The organism is uncultured Sphingomonas sp. (genome assembly GCF_964235535.1).
Lineage (GTDB): Bacteria > Pseudomonadota > Alphaproteobacteria > Sphingomonadales > Sphingomonadaceae > Sphingomonas.
Genome location: NZ_CAXSBH010000036.1, coordinates 6,523 through 28,715, shown reverse-complemented (window position 1 = coordinate 28,715; position 22,193 = coordinate 6,523). Strand labels below are relative to the sequence as shown.

Genomic DNA, 22,193 nt, shown 5'->3' with positions numbered 1-22,193 from the left:
CAAAGTTGGACGCCTATCCGCCCCGAACGGGGTCAACATTGCAGGCCGACTCACACGCATCTTGCATCCGATGACCTGGACGGCTTCGTCGGCAGCCGCGCGGATAGCCGTTTCGGGGTTCTCGACTTGCGCGAGTTGAGCGGCCTCGACCCGCAAATGTTCGACGCCGGCGCGCCATTGGCGACGCCACCAGTCATTGGCCGCTCGCGCGTCGAGCGTCGGCAGGCGGGTTCGGGCGTGGCGCAGCAGCTCGTCGGGCGGGATCAGGTCGCGTCCGTCGGCAACGGCATGCGACAGGTCCTTCGCCAACTCGACGTTCGGCGCTCCGGCCATGTCCGCAGCGCGTCGTTCAAGATCTTGGGTCACGTCCCGCTTTGCCGTCGTCCACTCCGTTTCGGACCAGCCGGTCGTGCTCAGGTCGCAGGTCGTCTTTTTTAATCCGGCGACGGCCTGCCGCCACCGACCGGGTATAAAATCGTCCCACAGGATGAGCAGACGATGGCCTTGCTCGCCGTTCTCGATGAACATTCCGTATTTGCCGGGCGGATAGTCCGGCCGCGCGAGCGCCAGCCGGTTGTTGACGGCCCGGATCGCCAGCATGTCCATTAGCATCGTCTCGGCTTGGCCGGATCGCGACGGCGGCGATACTGGCAAGGGTGTGGCGACGGTCATCATCGCGCCGTTGCGCCCGTATCTGAAATTCGAGTGGCTGATCGGCGCGATGCCGTCGGATCGGAAGCGCGGGGACCGAAGGCGACCGGGTACCGGACCGACACCTTGCCAGCTATCGAACCGCTTCCGGATGAGCGTCTCCATCTGCGCCGCATCCACATCGCCGACGATCACAATCATGGTGTTCGTAGGCCGGTACAGGCGGTGATAGAGCGCGCGGATCGTCTCGACGCTGGCGGTCGGCACGTCGTCCGAGTTCTGCGCGTCGATCACGTCCGTGGGCGAGCCCGGCGCGATTGCCGCGACGTAGCGGGCGTAGATGTCGTTGCCGAGCTTCTTATCGGCCATTTCCCGCATGACGCTCGCCCGTTCAGCATCGACCGCGTCGGGGCGGAAAGTCAGATCGCCCGCCACTTCGCGGAACAGCCCGAGCAACGTGTCGAGGTCGGCGGGCGTCGTCCCGCGGGTCGCGACGAAATAGTTGCTCTCCCGCCAGCTTGTCGACGCGGCGGTGGGCGCGGGAAAAGTCAGCGGCAAGCCGACGCGCGGGAAGCGGTGCAGTTCGTCCGGTGCCGCGTTGGTCGGGCTCCTGAACACGATATGCTCGACCAGGTGAGCCAGGCCGCGCTCACCCGGCCGTCGTTCGGCGATGAAACCGCCCTCGACGCGCATCAGCAGGCCGACGCCGGGCTCGTTCCCCCGTCGGGGAAGGATGGCGTAGCGCAAGCCGTTCTTCAGACGCCCTTGCACCACGGGTCGCCATTCAGGACCGGACGGTGATGCAGTATCGGCCTTTGTCCGCTCGATCGCGTCGGTCAGACTTTGAGCTGTTTCGCTACTCTGTGCGGCAGGGGCGACGGCCGGCAAGGTCAGGCAGAGTGAGGGCAGCAGCCAGAAGGCTTTCCGTACGCACACAATCCACTCTCCTGTCTCAGCGCGGATCTGGCGTTTACACCCAGCCGGGGTGGATCTCGTTCGCTCGTCACCATTGTTTGAGGCAATAGAATGACCAGCGCGCCTGAACCGCTCAGGCCGATTCCACCCAACCGGACCAAGCCGTTCGTGCTGTCGCTTTCTTCATCTCGAATTGTCAGCGGCCTACCCGGGTGGTCCCGGTCGCAAAAGGTGCAGGCAATCTTGGTTGAAGTGGACATAAACAGGTGATTACGCCTCCCCTCGCGGTACTACGGTTTTCCGCGGGCTGGAAGCGGTCAGAAACAGGGGGCGAATGAGCGACACGCCTCTACGGAAATCAATCCCGTCCGATCCGGTCTTCCCCTTGGCGAGCGCCTCGTCCATCGCCGCCTCGATGCGTCCGAGATCTTCGGCGAGCCGGTCGCGATCGCGACGCTTCTTCTTGGAGGCACACCATCACACGACTGCCTTCAAGAACGATGGTAACGAACGAATCCCTTCGCCCGCTCCAGCACGATCCAGTACTTTCAAATGCGATGTACTTTGATCGTGCGGCTGGTTGACCAACGCAGGATATGCCGGTCGCGGGGCTGGGTGAGGTTGGACTCGGTACTGAACGCGTCTCCTAATGTATCGAACCAACCGGCATTTTAGATCGACTTGCTGCGACCGGCCACAACTACGCGGTGGGTACCAACTTGTCGCGGAGCATCGACAAGGTCCGCATCAGATCGCCAAGCGCCGCGTCCGCATTTGCGCCGACGTTCTACGTCCGGTGTTTGGCATGCCAATCTAAATTTTGTGCTTGAAGAGATCGATAAATCGGCGCGGCGGATTTGGCGAGAAGACGTCGGATCAGACCTGCCTACTATCACGCTTTTGAGAAACGTCCGGATTATCGTGAAGCACGCCGGCGCGCCCTGCGCCCGTTGTTCGATAGGGGCGGGCGTGAACATGTTCTGCTGGCAGAGGAAAAGGGCCTTGGCCTCACCATCCGTCAGTGCGCGCCTTGGGCTGCGGCAATCCCGAGGCCTCGCGGGCAAGATGAACGAGTGTCTGAAGTTGAGAGCGACGGGAGGAGCGCTGAGCGGCGACTTGTGGGTCGTTTGACGGACATTCGAGTACTGCCGCTCAGGCTGCGTCAACGTGCCGATCCGTTGCAACGCAGTCACGCCACGAGCGGGGCTCGCGTCGAGCAACACCAGGGTGGTCGTCTATCCGGTCAACGCTAACCTACGTCAAACACCCCATAGGAGCGCGTTGCCCCGCTCCATAACCTCGATCGCGCAAGCTGGGACGACCGATCGTGCAACAGCGCGGCGTTCAGGGAGCGAGGGTTGCTGCGGGCGAGGAGCAGTTCGGGGTTAAGGGGAATAACGGGTGATTGATCACGAAGCCTTGCGACGGGCATTACTGGCCGCCACTATGCTCGCCGGCGCGGCCGGTGCCGCTCCGGCTTGGGCGCAGGAGGTGGCGCAGTCGGGTGCTGCGACCGAGGCGCCGCAGGACGTCGCCGACGCCACGGCCCAGTCCTCCAACGATATCGTCGTAACCGGGACGCGCCGCTCCGTATCGCTGCAGGACGTGCCCATCAACATCTCCGCCATTTCGGAGGCCGCGCTCGAGCAGAACCGGCTGGACGACGTGGCCGACATCGCGGCCTTCACGCCCGGCCTGACGGTTGCCGACACGGGGCCGCGCACCGCCAATAGCGTCGTGTTGCGCGGCATCACCTCGGGCGGGCCGGGCGGCTCCAACGGCAATTTCGGCGCGGGCGGCGCCAATGCGGTCGGGATCTATCTCGGCGAGATCCCGCTCTATGTCGATTTCAAGTTCCTGGACCTCGCGCGCGTCGAGACGCTGCTGGGGCCGCAGGGTACGCTCTACGGCCTGGGCACGCTGGCGGGCGCGGTGCGCTACATCCCCAACCGGCCGAACATGGACCGGTACGAGGGCGAGGCTCATGTCCGCTATTACGACGTGGCGCATTCCAGCGGGCCGGGCCTCCAAGCGGACGCGACGCTCAACATCCCCATCATCCGCGACTACATGGCCTTCCGGTCGGTGGTCGGCTATTACGACGATCCGGGCTTTATCGACTATCCGCTGCTGGTCCAGCGGCAGGGCGTCTCGCTGCCGCAACCAAACTTCGCTGACCCCGCGGCGGTGCGCGCCAACCTGTTCCGGCGCAAGGACCTGAACAACGAGCGCACCTTCACCACGCGCAACCAGCTGGCGATCGACGCGGGCTGGTTCCGGCCGACCTTCACCTATATTCATCAGAAGACCAGCACCGACGGCTCGCAGGCGAACGGCGCGTTCGGCGGGTTGGGTGCCGACGGCACCGGCTGCGCCTATGCGGGTTGCCGGGGCGTGTTGGGCACGGGACGCTACGAGAACCCGTCGCGCATCGCGGAGCCGGCGCGGCGCACGCTGGATCTGGTCGCCGCCGAGCTCGAGATCGACCTGGGGAGCTTCGCGCAGATCGTTTCCGCCACGGCCTATTCCGATCAGAAATTGTCCTCCACGGCTGACGTGACCGATCTGTTGCTCGACCTGGATTACGACTACGAGCTATTCCCGGCCTTTGCCGGCACTACCAACGCCGAGTCCGACCTGGAGCAGTTCAACCAGGAGTTGCGGATCATCTCCACGCATGGCGGGCCGTTCAAGTGGCTGGTCGGCGGCTTCTACAACCGCCTGACCACCTACACCTTCAGCGACGAACGCCTCCCCGGCTATCCCGAGTTCGCGGGCGTTTTCCGCCCGGACGGGCTGGAATATATCTCGTTCGTCGACTCCAAGACGCGCGAGTACGCCTTCTTCGGCGAGGGGACATTCCAGATCACGCCCAGGTTTCAGGTCACGGGGGGTGCCCGCTACTACAATTACAACGCCCAGATCACGGGCGGCACGGACACGCCGCTGACGGGCGGGGGGCGGCGGCGAACGCCCTTTCCGCTGATCCGCTTCGACCCGTCGCGCATCCGTTCGGGCGAGACGGGCGCGGACGGCTTCGTATATAAGGCCAACGCGTCCTACGAGTTCAGCCAGTCGCTGTTCGCCTACGCCACCTACTCCACCGGCTACCGCATCGGCGGCGCCAACCGGGTGGCGCCCTGCCTTCAGCCGCTGCCACCCGGCCAGAATGTCTGCGCGTTGCCGAACGAGCTGTTCTACCGGCCCGACCGGACCAGGAACTACGAGGTAGGCCTTCGTTATCGGCTGCTGGACGGCGCGCTGTCGGGCACGGTGAACGTGTACCGGATCGATTGGTCGGACCTCCAGGTCGCCAGCCAGACGATCAACGGTGCCGTCGGCATCCGCACCAACGCCTCCTCCGCACGCAATCAAGGTGTGGAGGCCGCCACCGCCATCCGGTTTGGCGGCCTGACGCTGTCGGGCAACTATACGTATCTGGACGCCAAGCTCAGGGAGGATGCGGCGCTTTTGATCGACGGCGAGTTCGACGCCTTCGATGGCGATCGGCTGCCCGGAACCTCCAAGCACGCCGGTTCGGCGAGCGCGAACTACACCATTCCCGTTAATGGCGACGACAATATCAATCTGCTCTGGACCACCCAGGCGCGCAGCAAGATTCTTTCCAAGACCGGCCTGCGCGGCTTCGGCGAGAATCTGCCGGGCTATTCGACCAGCCGGGCGTCGGTCACCTACACCGCGGACCGGTTCGAGGTGTCGGTCTTCGCCAACAACGTATTCGACAAATACGCGATCAGCAGCGTGGCAAACGACTATAGCAAGGTCGCGGTCAATGACGGGGTGATCTCGCGCTTCTACAGATACGGCGTGATCCAGCCGCGGGTCATCGGCGCGGAGTTCCGCCTGCGCTTGCGGTAGCCCGCCGCCGAAGCGAAGGATGGGATCCCGGATCGACGGTCGGCGTACCAAGTCAACCCACCGCGATGCCGTGTTCCTCAAAGAAGGCGCGCACCGGCGCCAGCCGGTCCGCATGGACTCGCCAGCGCGCCACCGCGTCCGCGTTCATCGGCCGGCGGACCTGCGCCGCGCTGGGCGTGGCCACCGCCGCCGCATTCTCGTGAAATGACAGGCACCGCGCGTCCCACTCCAGGCCGCAATGCGCCAGCAGGCGCCGAGTCTCCCCCTCCTGGTCGGCAACCAACTTCTCGTAGCCGAGCTCCAGCACCCGCCCGGGAAAGCGCGCCTGCCAAAAGGCCATCAACCGGTCGAAGCGGTGATAGTAGCGCGCCGTGTCCATCAGGTCGTTCGAGTAGAAGTAATAGGCGGAGGTCGGCGCGAACAGATTCTTGAAGTTGCTCCACACCGTGTCCATCGGACCCCGCCGCAGGCACACGATCTTCGCGCGCGGCAGGGCGCGGGCGATGGCGCCGACATAGAGGAAGTTGGCCGGAAGCTTGTCCACGAAGCGCGGGCGGCCCGGCGGTCGGTGGTGCTCGGCGCGCGCCAGATAGCGCGCGGCGACGTCGCCCGCGTCCGCAGCCATCGAGGCGCGGACGGTGTCGGCGTCCAGCACCACCCGGCTCGCCACGCCCGACACCTCCTTGATCGCCAGCGGCATGGCCTGAAGCTCGTGCGCCGAGCCCACGTCCGGGTGGGAGGACAGGATGCGGTCGACCAGCGTGGTGCCCGTGCGCGGCATCCCCACCACGAAGATGGGCGCGGGATCGTCCAGCCCCGTGCCCGGCAACGCGGTGTCGCCCGCAAAGCCCTGCTCGATCGCGTCGAACAGCGCAGCGTCCTGCGCGAAGTCGTAGCGGAGGTCGCGCTTGCGGTCCGCGTTGGCGGCGGCGAGCCACGTGAACGCCTCGCCGTGACGGCCCAGATCCTCCAGCTCCTTGGCTAACGCGTAGCGCAGCCGCATTCGGTCGAGCGGGTCGCGCGCGTCCGCCAGGACTCGCTCAAGCCGGTCCAAATGGCCGGTCCCGGTCTGCCGTTCCAGGATCGCCAGCGCATAGTGCGCCCGCGCGTTGCCGGGCCTCCGCGCCAGCAGCGCCTCGTAGTGGCATCGCGCGTCCGTCGTTCGCCCGGTGAAGCCGCACGCCGCCGCCAGATTGTAGCGGAAGCCGGGGTCGTCGGGCGCGGCCGCCACGGCGGCTTCGAAGGGCGCAAACGATCCCTCATGGTCGCCCAACCGGGCCAGCACGCAACCGATCGTATCCAGGCTGAGCGCGTCCGTCGGCCCTGCCGCCAACGCGGTACGCGCGGCACGCCCGGCCTCACCGTCTCGCCGCCCAAGACTCAGCAGGCGGGCAAGTTGCGCCAAGCGCTGCGGCGTCGGCGCTCGCGCCACCGCGTGGGCCACCAACGGCAGGGCACGCGATACCCGCCCCGCTGCTGCCTCGGCCAGGCCGAGCAGATAGGGACCGTCCGCCAAGTCCGGCCGCTCACGGCACAGCGCGCCCGCCAGCGTCCCGGCGCGCGACACGTCGCCGCGGTCGAGCGCATCCTGCGCCGCGGCGGTGCGCGGGTCGCCGCTCAAGGCACCGTGGCGGCGATGAACCGCTACCGCCGCGCCAGCTGGATCGCCCGCCCGGTTGCGTGGCCGGCGTCGGCGGTGCGCGCCTCAATGCGCGAGCGCACGTCGGCCCGGACCTCGGCCTGGCAGGCGCGGCTCTGCTCGGCGAGCGACAGGTGGATGCTCGCCACGCGGTCACCGCACACGGCGCGCGCCGCTTGGTTCACACGGACGGCCAGCGCCTGCTGCCCCCCGACCGTCGCCAGGTCCAGCCTGTCGAGGCTGACCACCGCCCGGTCGCGGGCAAGCGGGTTGTCCGGGGTCGCGGCGAGCGCGGCCGGGGCGGATAGGAGGGCGGCCAACGCCGCGAATGCTGCCTTGTTCATGATCGGCTCCTGCTCTGCTGCCGCGACTCCGCGTCGGTCAGCACAGACGCAAATAGGCACCTGCCCGCGCCGCTGCAACGGTCCCATGGCGTTGGAAGCCGTCCCGGACTAGGTCGACGAACGACGCGGGAGAGTAGCGATGACCGACAAGGGGGCGCTGCCCGACCGGAGCTTCGCCTCGCGCGTCGACTGGAACCTGCTGCGCACCTTCGTGGAGATCGTGCGGGCCGGCGGCGTCGGCGCGGCGGCGCGCCGGCTGAACCGGCAGCAGCCGAGCATCAGCGCGGCGCTGCGGCGGCTCGAGGACCAGGTCGGCGTCCAGCTGCTGGTGCGGTCGTCCACGGGGGTCGAGATGACGGCCGCGGGCGAGGCGCTGATGCGCCTGTGCGAAGAGATGCTGGAAACGGCCCGCATGGTGCCGCATCAGATCGCTCAGGCGAGCCGGCGGGTGCGGGGCATCGTGCGTGTCCAGCTCATCTCGGCGGTGATCTCGGACGAGCTGGACGAGGCCATCGCCAGCTTCCACCGCCGTAACCCCGACATCCATATCGAAATGCGCATCTCGCCTTGGCGCGCCGTACTGGAAGCGCTGGAGCGCGGCGAGGTGGAGATCGGCATCGGCTATGACAGCAACGTGCGGCCGGGCCTGGTATACGAGCCGCTGTTCGTCGAGCGGCAGCAGCTCTATTGCTCGCGGAGCCACCCCCTTTTCGGGCACCGCGTGGCCCGCTTGGGCGAGCTGAAGGACGAAGGGTTCGTCCTGACCGGCGAGGACGAGCTGGAGACGGTCACCCGGCTGCGTCGCCGATACCGCCTGGGCACGCGGGCAAACGGCTTGGCGGAGGACATCGGCGAAGCGATGCGCCTGATCATGCTCGGTGTCGGCATCGGATTCCTGCCGGTGCTCGCCGCGACGGGGGCGGTGGCCAAGGGACGGCTCTGGCCGCTTCTGCTCCCCGACGCCGAGCCGTCCTACGAGATCTACCTGCTGGCTCGCGCCGAGCCGTCGCGCGACACCGCCACTCAGCTGTTCTTCGACGAGGTCATGCGCCGCCTAAGGATTCAAAAAGTGGCATAGATCAGATCTATGTCCTCCATCGACGTTTTATCACTTCATCGATGATCCCACTCGCGACACCTTGATGACAGGAGGAGCGGTGAGTAACAGATCGATGATCACAGGCCCGAACGGTCCGAAGCGGCGGTGGCTCGCCGGGCTCGGCGCAGCGCTGGCCCTACTCGCGCTGAACGGTTGCGGCGGACCATCTGGACAGGCGGGCGGCACGGGGGCTGGGCCTAAGAAGGACTTCGCGATCGGCTGGTCCATCTACACGGGCTGGATGCCGTGGCCCTACGCGCAGCAGGCCGGGATCGTGAAGAAATGGGCCGACAAGTACGGCATCACCATCAAGATCGTGCAGGTCAACGATTATGTGGAGTCGGTGAACCAGTACGCCGCGGGCAAGCTGGACGGCGTTACGGCCACCACCATGGATGCGCTGGCGATCCCGGCGGCAGGCGGGGTGGACACCACCGTGCTCATCATCGGCGACTATTCGGACGGCAACGACGGCGTGGTGCTGAAGAACGGCCGCACCATGGCCGACATCCGGGGCCGCCGGGTCAATATGGTCGAGCTGTCCGTATCCCACTTCCTGCTGGCGCGCGGGCTGGAGCTGTCCGGCATGAAGTTGTCGGACATAAAAGTCGTGAACACGGGCGACGCAGATGTCGTGGGCGCCTTCGCCTCGCCCGGCGTCACTGCGGTCGCGAGTTGGAATCCGCAACTGGCGACCATCCGCCAGGCGCCAGGGGCGAACGAGGTGTTCAACAGCTCGCGCATTCCCAATGAGATACTGGACACGCTGAACGTCAACACGGCGGTGCTCAAGGCAAACCTTAACCTCGGTCGCGCGCTGGCCGGCATCTGGTACGAGACGGTAACGCTGATGACGCGTGACGACGCGACCGGCCGCGCGGCGCGCGCCGCAATGGCCAAGGCCGCCGGAACCAGCCCGGAGAGCTTCGAGGCGCAGTTGAGCACCACACACCTCTACGCCCGCGCCGCCGACGCCGCGGCCTATGCCGGAAGCCCTGATCTGGTCCGCGTCACCGACCGGGTGCGGCAGTTCAGCTTTCGCCAGGGTCTGTTTGGTCCGACAGCGAAGTCCGTCGACGCGATCGGTATCGCTTTTCCGGGCAACCGGACGCTGGGCGACCCAAAAAATGTGAAGCTGCGCTTCGATCCCAGCTTCATGAAGATGGCGGCCGAGGGGAAGTTATGACGCTCCGGCCCGCTTTGTCTTGAGACGGCTCATCGATGTCCGGCCTGGCCCGGGCGCCCGCGTTCTGCTGGGCGGGCTGCCGATCTTGGCGCTGCTGGTCTTCTACTTCCTAGCGTCGGAGACACGCCACGCCGCCAACCCGGCCGATAAAGTGTTGCCGACATTCGGCGCGATGGCGGCCGCGGTCCGCGACTTCGTCACGGACCGCGATCCCGCTACGGACCGGGTCGTGCTGGTCGCGGACACGCTGGCGAGCCTCTACCGGCTGGGCCTAGGGTTGGGCATCGCGAGCGCGAGCGCACTGTTACTGGGTCTTCTCCTGGGCGTGGTGCCGGTCGCGCGGGCGTTGTTGGCGCCTACGGTAGCGGTGGTCGCGGTGATCCCGCCCATTGCGGTGCTCCCCATCCTGTTCATCGTGCTGGGGCTGGACGAGGCGTCCAAGGTCGCGCTGATCGCGATCGGGGTCGCCCCGTTCATGGTTCGCGATCTCGCAGGCTTCGTGGCCGGGCTGCCGGCCGAGCAGTTCGCCAAAGCGCAGACTTTGGGCGCGGGCGGGTGGCAACTAGCCCTGCGCGTGGCGCTGCCGCAGATGATGCCCCGTCTGCTGGAGGCGGTGCGCCTGTCGCTGGGGCCAGCCTGGGTGTTCCTGATCGCGGCGGAGGCGGTCGCCTCCGACCTGGGACTGGGATACCGCATCTTTCTGGTCCGGCGCTACTTCGCGATGGACATCATCCTGCCCTACGTCGCCTGGATCTCGATCCTGGCGATCGCGGCCAACGCGGCGCTCCTGTCCGTCAGCCGCCGCGGGTTCCCTTGGGCCCACGGAAGCTGGCGGTGACTGCGCTCCTCCAGCTTCGCGACGTCTGGGTCGAATACGGTGCTAAGGTGGTGCTGGAGGACGTGTCGCTCGACCTGGCGGAAGGCGGCTTTGTGGCCGTGACCGGCCCGTCCGGCGCGGGCAAGAGCACGTTCCTGCGCCTCGTGCTGGGTCAGGAGGCGCCGACGCGGGGGCGGTTGCTGCTCGACGGCCGGCCGATGGCTGCGGCGTGCGGACCCGACCGCGGCGTCGTGTTCCAGCGCTACTCCGTGTTTCCGCACCTGACGGCTTTGGGCAACGTCATGTTCGGGCTGGAGTGCGCGGAGGCGCCGCTCACCGCGCGGCTGTTCGGCGGTCGCCGCCGCCGCGCTCGCGACGCGGCGGCGGAGATGCTGGCCGCGGTTGGGCTAGAGGCGAGCGGGCACCTTTACCCCGCCCAGATGTCGGGGGGGATGCAGCAGCGGCTCGCCATCGCGCAGGCGCTGGTGAAGCACCCGCGCGTGCTGCTGCTGGACGAGCCCTTCGGTGCGCTTGATCCGCAGACGCGGGTGGGCATGCACGCGCTGGTGACGCGCTTGTGGCGGGAGAAGGGCCTCACCGTCCTTATGGTCACGCACGACATCCGCGAGGCGTTCAAGCTTGGCACGCGCGTGGTCGCCTTCGACAAGCTCCGCCGCGACCCGCAGGCGTCCGAGCGCTATGGCTCGGCCGTCGCCGCCGACGTCCCGCTCGACGGTCTGAGCGCCGCTCAGCGCCGCGCCGCCATTCCGGTCGGATGGCTGCATGACGACGTCGAGCTTGGGAGGTTGGACTCATGACCGTCGGCACCGCCGATCCAAAGGCCGCGCGTGACCATGCACGCGCGCAAGGCGGCACCCGCGCCGACGCGATGCCCGTTCTCCCCCCGGTCGCCGACGACGCGCCGGACGGGTTGGTGTGGGAGGAGACGATCGCCCCCGGCGGCTACGCTTCGCGCCGGATCGCGCGCGGTACGCGGATAAGGCTGGTCGACCTGGGCGGCGACGCGTGTGTCTCCACCCTCCTCTTCAACGCCGAGACGCCGACCGAGCGGCTGAACGTCGCGGACACGATCAAGGTGCAGTGGAACGGCCATCTGACGGCCGGCCGCCTGCTCCTGTCCGACATGGGCCGGGTGATGGCGAGCATCCTGGAGGACGGGGCGGGCACCCACGACGCGTTTTGCGGCGCGTCCACCCAGGCCTCCAACGCGCGCAATTACGGGGACGGCGACAATTACGGACGGCACCCGAGCGCGCGCGACCGTCTAATGCTGGGCGTCGCCAAGCACGGGTTGGGCCGCAAGGACGTCCACCCCTGCGTCAACTGGTTCAAGGGCGTGCGCGTGGCGGAGGACGGTGCTACCGAGCCGGTGGTCGGCCCCTTCGACCCGGGTCGCGCGCTGGTGCTGCGGGCGGAGATGAAGCTGATCGTGGTGCTGGCCAACTGCCCCCACGTGCTCGACCCCAGGCCGGACTACACCGTCACCCCGCTGCGCATCACCGCCTGGGCTGGCGAGCCGGCGGCGGAGGACGACGCGGTGCGCACCGCCGCGCCCGAGTCGCTGCGCGCCTTCCTGAACACCGAGGATCTCTACCGGCGATGACCGACGCCCTCATCCTCCATGACGAGACGGTGCCCGCGCGCGCACCCTGGATGCGCCGCATCGACGCCGGCCAAGTCTTGCGCATCATCGACCTGGAGGGAAATCAGGCGGTGGACTTCCTGCTCTACGCCGCTGACGACGACGCCGAACGCTACAGCGCCCAGGACACGATCGCATCGCAGCGAAACATATTCCTGCGCACCGGCTCCGTGCTGCTGTCCAACGAAGGGCGGGCGATGATGACGATAACCGCGTCCGACGTGGCCTATCACGACACGATCGGCGGAGCCTGCTCGTGCGAGTCCAACACGCTGCGCTACGGCCATCACACAAAGGCGCAGCATGCCTGCGTCGACAATTTCCTGGACGCCAACGCGCGGGCGGGCCGCGGCAAGCGGGACATGGTCTCCAACGTCAACTTCTTCATGAACGTGCCGGTCGAGCCGGACGGGACGCTCGGGATCGTGGACGGCATCTCCGCGCCGGGCCTGTCGGTTACCCTGCGCGCCGAGATGGACGTGGTGGTGGTCGTGTCCAACTGCCCGCAGATCAACAATCCCTGCAACGGTTTCAATCCAACGCCCGTGCGGATGATCGTGCTCGGCGCATGACCGCGAACCTCCCGCCAAAGGTCCTGATCGCCAACCGCGGGGCCATCGCGTGCCGCATCATCCGCACGCTGAAACGCATGGGCGTGCCTTCCGTCGCCGTGTTCAGCGATGCCGACGCCGGCTCCGCGCACGTGGCCGACGCCGACGAAGCAGTGCGTATCGGCCCCGCGCCCGCCGCCGAGAGCTACCTGGACCAGGACGCCATCCTGGCCGCCGCGCTCGCGACGGGGGCGACCGCGATCCATCCCGGCTATGGTTTCCTGTCCGAGAATGTGGGGTTCGCCGAGGCGTGCGAGGCCGCCGGCATCACCTTCGTCGGTCCTACCCCCGACAACATCCGCGCGTTCGGCCTAAAACATACCGCGCGCGCGCTGGCCGCGCTGCAGGGCGTGCCGCTGGCCCCAGGCACCGACCTGCTGTCCGACGAGGAAACGGCCGCAGTGGCGGCGGCGCGCATCGGCTACCCCGTGATCCTGAAGGCGACCGCGGGCGGCGGCGGCATCGGCATGAGGGTCTGCGCCGACGAGGCCGACGTGCGCGACGGCTTCGCCACCGTGGCGCGACTGGGCGCGGGCAATTTCGGCGACGGCGGCGTGTTCCTGGAACGCTACGTGGCGCGCGCGCGCCACGTCGAGGTGCAGGTATTTGGCGACGGCCGGGGCCGCGTGGTGGCGCTGGGCGAGCGCGACTGCTCGCTCCAGCGGCGCAACCAGAAGGTGGTGGAGGAGACGCCCGCGCCGCTGCTGCCCGCCGTCACGCGCCAGGCCATGATCGACGCGGCGGTGCGGCTGACGGCGGCCGCCCGCTACCGCTCGGCGGGAACGGTGGAATTCCTGTACGACGACGAGCGCGACGACTTCTTCTTCCTGGAGGTCAACACCCGCCTCCAGGTCGAGCACGGCGTCACCGAGCAGGTCACGGGCGTGGATCTGGTGGAGTGGATGGTCCGGAGCGCTGCGGGAGATTACGGCTTCCTGGACGGGTTCGAGGGGCGGCCGCAGGGCGCCTCGATCCAGGTCCGCCTCTATGCCGAGGACCCGGCGGAGGATTTCCGGCCGAGCTCGGGCCTGCTGACCGGCGTCTCATTCCCCGACGACGCGCGGGTCGACGGCTGGATCGCGGCGGGCACGGAGGTGTCCGCCTGGTACGACCCGCTGCTGGCCAAGCTGATCGTGACGGCCGACACGCGCGAGGCGGCGGTGGCGGCGATGCAGGGCGCGCTGGACCGCACCGAGATCTCGGGGATCGAGACCAATCTCCGCTGGCTACGCGCGGTGGTGCGCTCGCCGGCCTTCGTGAGCGGCCGTGTATCGACCCGCGCGCTCGCCGAGGTGGAGTATCGCCCCGCGTCCATCCGCGTGCTGGCCGGCGGTGCCTTCACCACGGTCCAGGATCATCCCGGCCGGCTCGGGCTGTGGGACGTGGGCGTGCCTCCGTCGGGACCGATGGACGCGCTCGCCTTCCGGCTCGGCAATCGGCTGTTGGGCAACGACGAGGGCGAGGTGGGTCTCGAGATCACCGCCGCGGGCCCGACGCTGCGGTTCGACGCCGTCGCGCGCGTGTGCTTGGCCGGTGCCGACTTCGGCGCGACGCTCGACGGCGTGTCCGTCCGTCCCTACGAAGCCATCGAGGTCGCGCCCGGACAAGTGCTGAAGGTTGGCCGCGTGACCGGAGGCGGCCTTCGCGGCTATCTGCTGATCGCCGGCGGCCTGGACGTGCCGGCATATCTGGGTAGCCGCAGCGCCTTCACGCTGGGCGAGTTCGGCGGCCATGCCGGCCGCGCGGTGATGACGGGCGACACGCTGCATCTGGGGGTCGTTCCCCCGCCGCCCGCCGCCCGCGCCGTTCTATCGCCCGCCGCCCGGCCCGTCGTCACGCGCGAGTGGACGCTGGACGTGCTCTACGGCCCGCACGGCGCGCCCGACTTCTTCACGGACGGCGACGTGGAGATGCTGCGGGCCACCGTCTGGAAGGTCCATTACAACTCCAACCGGACCGGCGTGCGCCTTATCGGCCCCAAGCCCCGCTGGGCGCGACGCGACGGGGGAGAGGCGGGACTGCACCCCTCCAACATCCACGACAACCCCTACGCGATCGGCGCGGTGGATTTCACGGGCGATATGCCCATCATCCTGGGACCCGACGGCCCGTCGCTGGGCGGCTTCGTCTGCCCCTTTGTCGTGGCGCAGGCGGACCTGTGGAAGGTCGGGCAGCTGGCGCCGGGCGACGGGGTGCGCTTCCGCGCGATCACGACACCGGCCGCCGCCGCCGCCGAGCGGGCGCAGGATCGTCTCGTCGCGACGCTCGCCAAGACGGACGAGTCCGCCCCGACCGAGGCGCTGGGCTCGCCGATCCTGCGCAGCCTGCCCGCATCGGGTGCGCGGCCCGAGGCGGTGTACCGCCGCCAGGGCGACCGTAACCTGCTGGTCGAGTACGGGCCCATTACGCTCGACCTGGAGCTCAGGCTCCGCGTCCACGCGCTGATGCTGGAGGTGGAGCGGATGGCGCTGGCCGGCATCGTCCCCGGCATCGTCGACGTGACGCCGGGCATCCGCTCCCTCCAGCTCCATTATGACAGCCGGCTGTTGTCCGAGGACGCGCTGGTGGACGCGCTGGCGTCGGCCGAGGAACGGTTGGGTGGGCTCGACGCGCTCGAGATCCCCTCACGCACCGTCCACCTGCCACTTTCGTGGGGCGATCCCGCCATCTGGCAGACGATCGACAAATACATGGTGTCGGTCCGCGACGATGCGCCGTGGTGCCCGGACAATATCGAGTTCATCCGCCGCGTGAACGGGCTGGGCTCGGCGGAGGACGTGAGGCGGATAGTCTTCGACGCCGAATACCTGGTGATGGGCTTGGGCGACGTGTATCTGGGCGCACCGGTCGCCACCCCCATCGACCCGCGCCACCGACTGGTGACCACCAAATACAATCCGGCGCGCACCTGGACGCCGCCCAACGTAGTCGGGATCGGCGGTGCCTATTTGTGCATCTACGGCATGGAGGGACCGGGCGGGTATCAGCTGTTCGGGCGCACCATCCAGGTGTGGAACGCGTGGCGGCAGACCGACGCGTTCCGGGACGGCAAGCCGTGGCTGTTGCGCTTCTTCGACCGTGTACGCTTCTTTCCCGTCAGTCACGAAGAGCTGACCGAGTGGCGGCGCGACTTTCCGCTCGGCCGCCGCTCGATCCGTATCGAGGAGGGTGTGTTCCGCCTGTCCGACTACCGCGCCTTCCTGGCAGGTAATGCCGAGAGCATCGCCGCCTTTCAGGCCGATCGCGGTGCCGCCTTCACCGACGAACGCGCCGACTGGGAGCGCAAAGGCGAGTTCGAGCGGGTCGCGGCGCTCACGGACGAGGCGGGCGATGCTGAGGGCGGAGCCGAGGTGGACCTACCGGCGGGATGCGAGCTGGTGGAGGCGCCGTTTGGCGGCGTGCTGTGGAAGCTGCTGGTGGGCGAGGGCGCGCAGGTGGCGGCAGGCGAGACCATCGCGGTGATCGAGGCGATGAAGATGGAAAGCCCGGTGGTCAGCCCCGTCGGCGGCACCGTGCGCCGCGTCTATGTCCAGGAGCGTCAGTCGGTGACGCCCGGTGGCGCCATGCTGGCGGTGGAGGCGGGGTGACGGAACCGCCCTCCGCGCTGGCCATCGCCGCCGCCGTGTCCTCGGGCGCGACCTCCGCCGTCGCGGTCGCGCGGGACGCGCTCGCCCGCGTCGGCGACTATCACGCGATTCAGCCCGCCGTCTGGATCACGCGCCTGCCGCCCGAGGACGTGCTCGCCCGCGCGGCGCGGGTGGACGCGCGAGTCGCGGCGGGCGAGGCGTTGCCGCTGGCGGGCGTGCCCTTCGCGATCAAGGACAATCTCGACCTGAGCGGCGCGCCGACGACCGCCGCTTGTCCCGAATTCGCCTACGTGCCCGACCGCTCGGCCGTCGTGGTCGAGCGGCTGGCGGCGGCGGGCGCGGTGCCGCTGGGCAAGACCAACCTGGACCAGTTCGCCACCGGGCTGAACGGGACGCGCAGCCCCTACGGTGCCCCCACCTGCGTCTTCAACCGCGCGTATGTGAGCGGCGGGTCCAGCTCGGGCTCCGCGGTGGCGGTGGCGGCGGGGCTCGTAGCGTTTGCGCTGGGAACGGACACGGCAGGCTCGGGCCGGGTGCCCGCCGCGTTCAACGGGCTCATAGGCATGAAGCCCACCAAGGGCCGCTGGAGCACCGGCGGGCTGGTGCCCGCATGCCGCTCCATCGACTGCGTCACCGTGCTCGCGCGCGATGTGGCGGACGCCCGCGCGATCGATCGGGTGGCCGCCGGCTTCGACGCCGCCGACCCCTGGTCGCGCCCGCCGGAGGACCGCGGCCTCGCGCCCCGTCGCGTCGGCGTGCCCCGATCGGATCAGCGCAACTTCCTGGGCGATCCCGCATCGGCCTTCCTGTACGAGCGCGCGCTCGCGGCGCTCGCCGCGACCGGTGCGGAGCTGGTGGAGGTGGACTTGATGCCGCTCCAGGAGGCCGCCCAGCTCCTCTACGGCGGTCCCTGGGTGGCGGAGCGCACCGCAGCCGCGGGCGCGCTGCTCGACAATCGGCCGGACGCGATCGATCCCACGGTGCGCGCGATTCTGGAAGGCGGCCGGTCGGTTTCCGGCACGGACGTGTTCCGCGGCCAGTACCGGCTGGCCGAGCTGAAGCGGACGGCGGACGCCATGTGGGAGGGGGTCGACCTGCTCGCGCTCCCCACCGCCCCCACCATCTACCGCATCGCCGAGATGCGCGCGGCACCCGTCATGCTCAACGGCAACCTCGGTCTCTATACCAACTTCGTGAACCTGCTCGACATGACCGCCCTGGCGCTGCCGGCGGGGTGGCGCGACAACGGCACCGGCTTCGGCATCACGCTGATCGGGCCCGCCTGGACCGACCTGGGCCTGCTCGACGCGGGCGAGGCATATCTCGCCGCCGCCGCGCTTCCGCCTGCACCCGCCATCGATACCGGAGGATATATGGAAACCGTCAAGCTCGCCGTGGTCGGCGCCCACCTGGAGGGGATGCCGCTTCACTGGCAGCTCACCTCTCGCGACGCCCGGGCCATAGGTGCCACCACGACCGCGCCGACCTACCGGCTCTACGCCATGGCGAATACCGCCCCGCCCAAGCCGGCGCTGGTCCACGACGCGGACGGAGAGGGGGGCGGGGCCGCGATCGCCGTGGAGGTATACGAGCTGGACGTCGCCGCTTTTGGCAGCTTCGTGGCCGAAGTGCCCGCTCCGCTGGCGATCGGCTCGGTCACGCTCGCGGACGGCTCGGTGGTGAAGGGCTTCGTCTCGGAGCCGCGCGCGACCCAGGGCGCACGCGACATCACCGCGCTGGGCGGCTGGCGACGCTATGTGGAAGAACTCGGGGGAACGAGCCCGTGACGTCGGCGGACGACCCTCTCGTCGCCGAACTCCGCCGCGCCAAGCACGCGGCGGAGGCCGCCAACGAGGCCAAGACGCGCTACCTCGTATCCGTCAGCCACGAGATCCGGTCGCCGCTGAACGCCATCTACGGCTATGCGCAGCTGTTGGAGCGCGGGGGCGACGTCCCGCCGCAAGAGGCCGGCGCCGTGATCCGCCGCTCGGCCGAGCACCTGTCCAACCTGGTCGAGAGCATGCTGGAGATCTCCCGCATCGAGAGCGGGACCATCAGCCTCCGGTCGGACCCAGTCGATATCCGCGCGTTCCTGGCGCAGGTAGTGGACATGTTCCGAATCCAGGCCGCCGCCAAGGGCCTGTCGCTCGACCTGCGCACCACGGACCGCCTGCCTGCCCTCGTCCGCACGGACGAGAAGCGGCTACGGCAGATCTTCATCAACCTCGTGTCCAACGCGGTGAAGTACACGGCCGTGGGCGGCATCGTTGTGACCGTCGGCTATCGCAGCCAGGTGGCCGACATCGAAGTCAGGGATACGGGCCCCGGGATCGCGGCGGATGAGGTGGAGCGCGTCTTCGAGCCCTTCGAACGCGGCGGCTCCGCCGAGACGCAGGCTCAGCCGGGCATCGGGCTGGGCTTGGCGATCACGCGGCTGCTCGCTCGGGTGATGGGCGGGGACATCACGGTCCGAAGTACGCCGGGGGACGGCAGCCAATTCCGCCTGCGGCTGATGCTGCCGGAGGTCGCCGGCCGGCCTGTCGAACCGGCGCGGCATATCGGGGGATATGAGGGGCCGGCGCGCACGGTGTTGATCGTTGACGACGATCCCGCACAACTCGAGGTGCTCCAGTCGCTGCTTCGGCCGCTGGGCTTCGTGGTCTACGCGGCGGGGAACGGCGCGGACGGCGTGGCCCTGGCCGCGCGCTGCTCGCCCGACATCGTCCTCCTCGACATCCAGATGCCGGGCATGGGCGGGTGGGCGGCGGCCGAACGACTGCGCGTCGCGTTCGGCGCATCCCTCCGGATCGTCATGGTGTCCGCCAACGCGCACGAGGCGACGGAACGCGCGGGCCACGACGGGCACGACGCCTTCCTGTCCAAGCCCGTCGCGCTCGACGCGCTGCTCGCGGTGATGGGCGACCAGCTGGGCTTGACATGGAGCGCCGGGCAGCCCCGCGCGACGCCGGAGAAGGCTCCGGCGTTTGCTTCATTGCCGCTCGCAGCCTCCGCCCGGCTGGACCGCGTGCGCCGGGCGGCCGGCATCGGCCACGTGCGCGGCGTGGAGGCCGAGATACGCGCCTTGCGGGACGAGTTTCCGGAAGCGCGCGCGCTCGCGTCGGTGCTGGAACGGCACGCGGGGGATTATGACCTCCCCGCCCTGGTCGAGGTGCTTGATCGTGAAGCGCGCTGAGGAAGGGGTGGACGCGCGGCCCACCGTGCTGGTGGTCGACGACGCGCCGGACTCGCTGCGCTTCCTGACCGGCGCGCTGGAGGGCGCGGGCATGACGGTGCTGATCGCACGGGGCGGGCAGAGGGCGCTCGACCTGCTGCGCCATGTGGCGCCCGACCTCGTGCTGATGGACGCGGTCATGCCCGGGCTCGACGGGTTCGAGACGACATGCCGCATCAAGGCCATGCCCGCCTTCGCTCAGCTGCCGGTGATCTTCATGACCGGCTTGACCGAGACCGAGCACGTGGTCCGCGGGCTGGAGGCGGGCGCGGTGGACTATGTCAGCAAGCCGATCAGCGTCGAAGAGCTGCTGGCGCGCGTCCGCGTGCACCTGGCTACCGCGCGGGTCGCGCAGGGCAGCCAGTCGGCGCTCGACACCAGCGGCCGGCCGGCGCTGGCGGTGGACGCGGCGGCCCGCCTCCTGTGGCTGACGCCGGCGGCCGGGGCGATGCTGGAACGGTTCTTCGCCGACTGGCGGCGCGCGTCCGGCGTCCTGCCCGAACCGCTCCTGGCGTCGATCCGCCGCCTTCAGGCCGGCGCGCCTGCGGTCGGCGCGCGGGTGACGATCGATCTCGATCAGGGAATGCTGGAGGCGGAGTTCCTGCGCCGCGCGGCCGCCGATCAGTGGCTGTTCCTGGTGTCCCAGCGCCGCGGCGGCGACGACGAGCGGCTGCTGGGCGAGCGCCACGGCCTGACCTCGCGCGAGGCGGAGGTGCTGCTGTGGATCAGCCGCGGCAAGCAGAACCGGGAGGTGAGCGAGATCCTGAAGATCAGCCCGCGCACCGTGAACAAGCACCTGGAACAGATCTTCGAGAAGATGGGCGTGGAGAACCGCGCGTCGGCCACCGGCATCGCGGTCGCCACGCTGACGCGGGCGTGAGGGCAAGCCCTACGTCAAACGGCGTATAGGGCGGCGCGGGCGTTTCGCCGATCCTGCGGCGATGAGAAATTTCCATGCGCGGCTGCCCGGTCTCCTCCTGCTCGCGACGCTCGCGGCGAGCCATGCGTCGGCCGAGCCGAGGCGGGCCGCCGCGTCGACGCGCCTGGAGCATTGCGGCGCGGAGACCTGCCTGGCGGTCACCGGCCGCCGCCCCGACCGCGCCGCGCCGGTTCTTATCGCGGGGCACGAGGTGGCGGTTCGTGGCGGGCGCAGCTGGCGCGCGAGCATCCCGCTCGCCAAGGTACGCCTCTGGTCCGCGCCGGCCGCGCGTACCATCGCCGTGGAAGCGGCGGGCCCGGGCGGCGGCCGGGTGGAGGCGCCGCTCCCGATCGGCCTGCTGGGCCACGTCACCGAGCTAGCCTTTCTGGACGTCGGCGCGGGGCGTCGCCGGTGATCCGGACAGCCGCACTGTCGTGCTGCGCGATGGCTGCGAGTGCGGTGGCCGCGGAGCCCCGCCCGCCGGTCGTCCGGCCCCCGGTGGTTCGACCGATGGCGGACCTCAGGATCTCGGCCACCATTCCGGTAGGTAAAACGGCGGACTGGGTGGCGGTGACCCGCGACCGCGTGTGGATCGGTAGCACCGGTCCGAATGCCGTCAACGAAGTGGACCCCGCGACCAACGCGGTGATCAGAGTCGAGGTGCCCGGTCGCCCGTGCGGCGGGCTGACGGCGGACGCGACCAGCCTGTGGGTCCCGTTGTGCGGCCCCGTGCCTCAGCTGGCCAGGGTGGACCTGAAAACACGCGCGCTGCGCGGCGTCTTCCCTGTCGGTCCCCCCGCGGGCGAGGGCGGCGTCGCGGTGGGTGGGGGCAGCGTCTGGCTGGTGACGGACAAGGCCGGCTCGCTGGCGCGCGTCGATCCCGGGAGCGGCGCCGTAACGCAAGTGATCCAACTGCCGACGGGATCGTACAACCCCGTATTCAGCCGCGGGCGATTATGGGTCACACGCGCCGAGGGGGCGGAGCTGACAGTGGTCGATCCCGGCAACGGCCCGGCCGGCGGCAAGGTAGCGGGCAGCGTCGCCACCGGCGGGCGCCCGCGCTTCCTGGCGGCGGGCTCGGGCGCGGTGTGGACGCTGAACCAGCTCGACGGATCGCTCAGCCGGGTCGATGCCGCCGCGCGGCGTGCTTCCCCGCCGCTGCCGCTGGAAACGCCTGGTCCTGGCGGCGACGTGGCGTTCGACGGGCGGCGCATCTGGACCACGATGATGAAGACGCCGCTGACTGCGGTGGACGCGCGGACGGGCACGCTGCTCTGCCAGTGGAAGGGCGAGGGCGGCGATTCGTTAAACGTCGGCCACGGCGCGATCTGGCTCACCAACCTGCGCGCGGGCACCGCGTCACGCATCGAGCTGAAGGACGTTCCCGCCGACTGCGCCGCGGGCGGGGCGCGCCGCTGATCCTCCGCCTCGCGGCCGTCCTGCTGAGTGTGGCCTGCCTGCCCGGCGCCACGCCTGCGGAGCTCCCGCCCCGCTTCTCGCCCTGGATCGACGGCACGGACCCCGGCGAGCCCGAGACGCAGGTCCAGATGATCGACGGCGACACCGCGGTGATCCGTCAGTCGGTGCGCACCAACTTCGAGGCGCCTTTCCTGTACCTGATATTCGGCCGCGACCGTGCGCTGCTGCTGGA

The 22,193-nt window shown here is 69.2% G+C and carries 16 protein-coding genes and 1 pseudogene; 14 read left to right on the top strand and 3 right to left on the bottom strand.

The genetic code is table 11. The features are described from left to right. Positions 1-1,422 (bottom strand): M16 family metallopeptidase (locus ACFE7F_RS11230; RefSeq protein WP_375403937.1); only part of this gene is annotated, 1,422 nt, incomplete at its 3' end. Between the two features lie 1,545 nt (positions 1,423-2,967). Here ACFE7F_RS11230 and ACFE7F_RS11225 point away from each other — a divergent pair. Next, entirely contained in the window at positions 2,968-5,445 is a 2,478-nt protein-coding gene (locus tag ACFE7F_RS11225) for a TonB-dependent receptor (RefSeq protein ID WP_375403936.1), read from the top strand. A 52-nt stretch (positions 5,446-5,497) separates the two neighbouring features. Here ACFE7F_RS11225 and ACFE7F_RS11220 read toward each other — a convergent pair whose 3' ends face one another. Next, positions 5,498-7,066 carry a sulfotransferase gene (locus ACFE7F_RS11220; RefSeq protein ID WP_375403935.1) on the bottom strand — a complete coding sequence of 523 codons (1,569 nt, stop codon included), beginning with the start codon at positions 7,064-7,066 and terminating at the stop codon, positions 5,498-5,500. A 23-nt stretch (positions 7,067-7,089) separates the two neighbouring features. Then, on the bottom strand, positions 7,090-7,428 hold the full coding sequence (locus ACFE7F_RS11215) for a UrcA family protein (protein WP_375403934.1): 339 nt from the start codon (positions 7,426-7,428) through the stop codon (positions 7,090-7,092). A 139-nt stretch (positions 7,429-7,567) separates the two neighbouring features. On the opposite strand from ACFE7F_RS11215, the gene ACFE7F_RS11210 reads away from it, so the two are divergent. From ACFE7F_RS11210 to ACFE7F_RS11150, 13 genes and pseudogenes are all read left to right on the top strand, one after another. Continuing rightward, complete coding sequence (locus ACFE7F_RS11210; protein WP_375403933.1) at positions 7,568-8,506, top strand: LysR family transcriptional regulator; 939 nt, start codon at positions 7,568-7,570, stop codon at positions 8,504-8,506. 94 nt (positions 8,507-8,600) lie between these two features. Further along, positions 8,601-9,713 (top strand): putative urea ABC transporter substrate-binding protein, encoded by a 1,113-nt coding sequence (locus ACFE7F_RS11205; RefSeq protein WP_375403932.1) that lies wholly within the window; start codon positions 8,601-8,603, stop codon positions 9,711-9,713. A gap of 19 nt (positions 9,714-9,732) precedes the next feature. Further along, positions 9,733-10,551, top strand: a complete 819-nt coding sequence (locus ACFE7F_RS11200; RefSeq protein ID WP_375403931.1) for an ABC transporter permease — start codon at positions 9,733-9,735, stop codon at positions 10,549-10,551. Next, positions 10,548-11,348, top strand: a complete 801-nt coding sequence (locus ACFE7F_RS11195; protein ID WP_375403930.1) for an ABC transporter ATP-binding protein — start codon at positions 10,548-10,550, stop codon at positions 11,346-11,348. The genes ACFE7F_RS11200 and ACFE7F_RS11195 overlap by 4 nt, the downstream gene beginning before the upstream one ends. After that, the gene (locus ACFE7F_RS11190) at positions 11,345-12,154 is read left to right on the top strand and encodes an urea amidolyase associated protein UAAP1 (RefSeq protein WP_375403929.1); all 810 of its coding nucleotides are present in this window, start codon (positions 11,345-11,347) and stop codon (positions 12,152-12,154) included. Before ACFE7F_RS11195 ends, ACFE7F_RS11190 begins: the two co-directional genes overlap by 4 nt. Continuing rightward, positions 12,151-12,765 (top strand): urea amidolyase associated protein UAAP2, encoded by a 615-nt coding sequence (locus tag ACFE7F_RS11185; RefSeq protein WP_375403928.1) that lies wholly within the window; start codon positions 12,151-12,153, stop codon positions 12,763-12,765. Before ACFE7F_RS11190 ends, ACFE7F_RS11185 begins: the two co-directional genes overlap by 4 nt. Beyond that, entirely contained in the window at positions 12,762-16,391 is a 3,630-nt protein-coding gene (gene uca / locus ACFE7F_RS11180) for an urea carboxylase (RefSeq protein WP_375403927.1), read from the top strand. Before ACFE7F_RS11185 ends, uca begins: the two co-directional genes overlap by 4 nt. After that, complete coding sequence (gene atzF, locus ACFE7F_RS11175; protein ID WP_375403926.1) at positions 16,388-18,178, top strand: allophanate hydrolase; 1,791 nt, start codon at positions 16,388-16,390, stop codon at positions 18,176-18,178. Before uca ends, atzF begins: the two co-directional genes overlap by 4 nt. After that, complete coding sequence (locus tag ACFE7F_RS11170; RefSeq protein WP_375403925.1) at positions 18,175-19,584, top strand: hybrid sensor histidine kinase/response regulator; 1,410 nt, start codon at positions 18,175-18,177, stop codon at positions 19,582-19,584. The genes atzF and ACFE7F_RS11170 overlap by 4 nt, the downstream gene beginning before the upstream one ends. Continuing rightward, positions 19,571-20,503, top strand: a complete 933-nt coding sequence (locus ACFE7F_RS11165) for a response regulator (protein ID WP_375403924.1) — start codon at positions 19,571-19,573, stop codon at positions 20,501-20,503. The genes ACFE7F_RS11170 and ACFE7F_RS11165 overlap by 14 nt, the downstream gene beginning before the upstream one ends. Before the next feature lie 61 nt (positions 20,504-20,564). Beyond that, complete coding sequence (locus ACFE7F_RS11160; protein ID WP_375403923.1) at positions 20,565-20,957, top strand: hypothetical protein; 393 nt, start codon at positions 20,565-20,567, stop codon at positions 20,955-20,957. A gap of 95 nt (positions 20,958-21,052) precedes the next feature. After that, the gene (locus tag ACFE7F_RS11155) at positions 21,053-21,961 is read left to right on the top strand and encodes a hypothetical protein (protein ID WP_375403922.1); all 909 of its coding nucleotides are present in this window, start codon (positions 21,053-21,055) and stop codon (positions 21,959-21,961) included. A 29-nt stretch (positions 21,962-21,990) separates the two neighbouring features. Then, positions 21,991-22,193: pseudogene (locus ACFE7F_RS11150) on the top strand (MBL fold metallo-hydrolase); the annotation flags it as partial.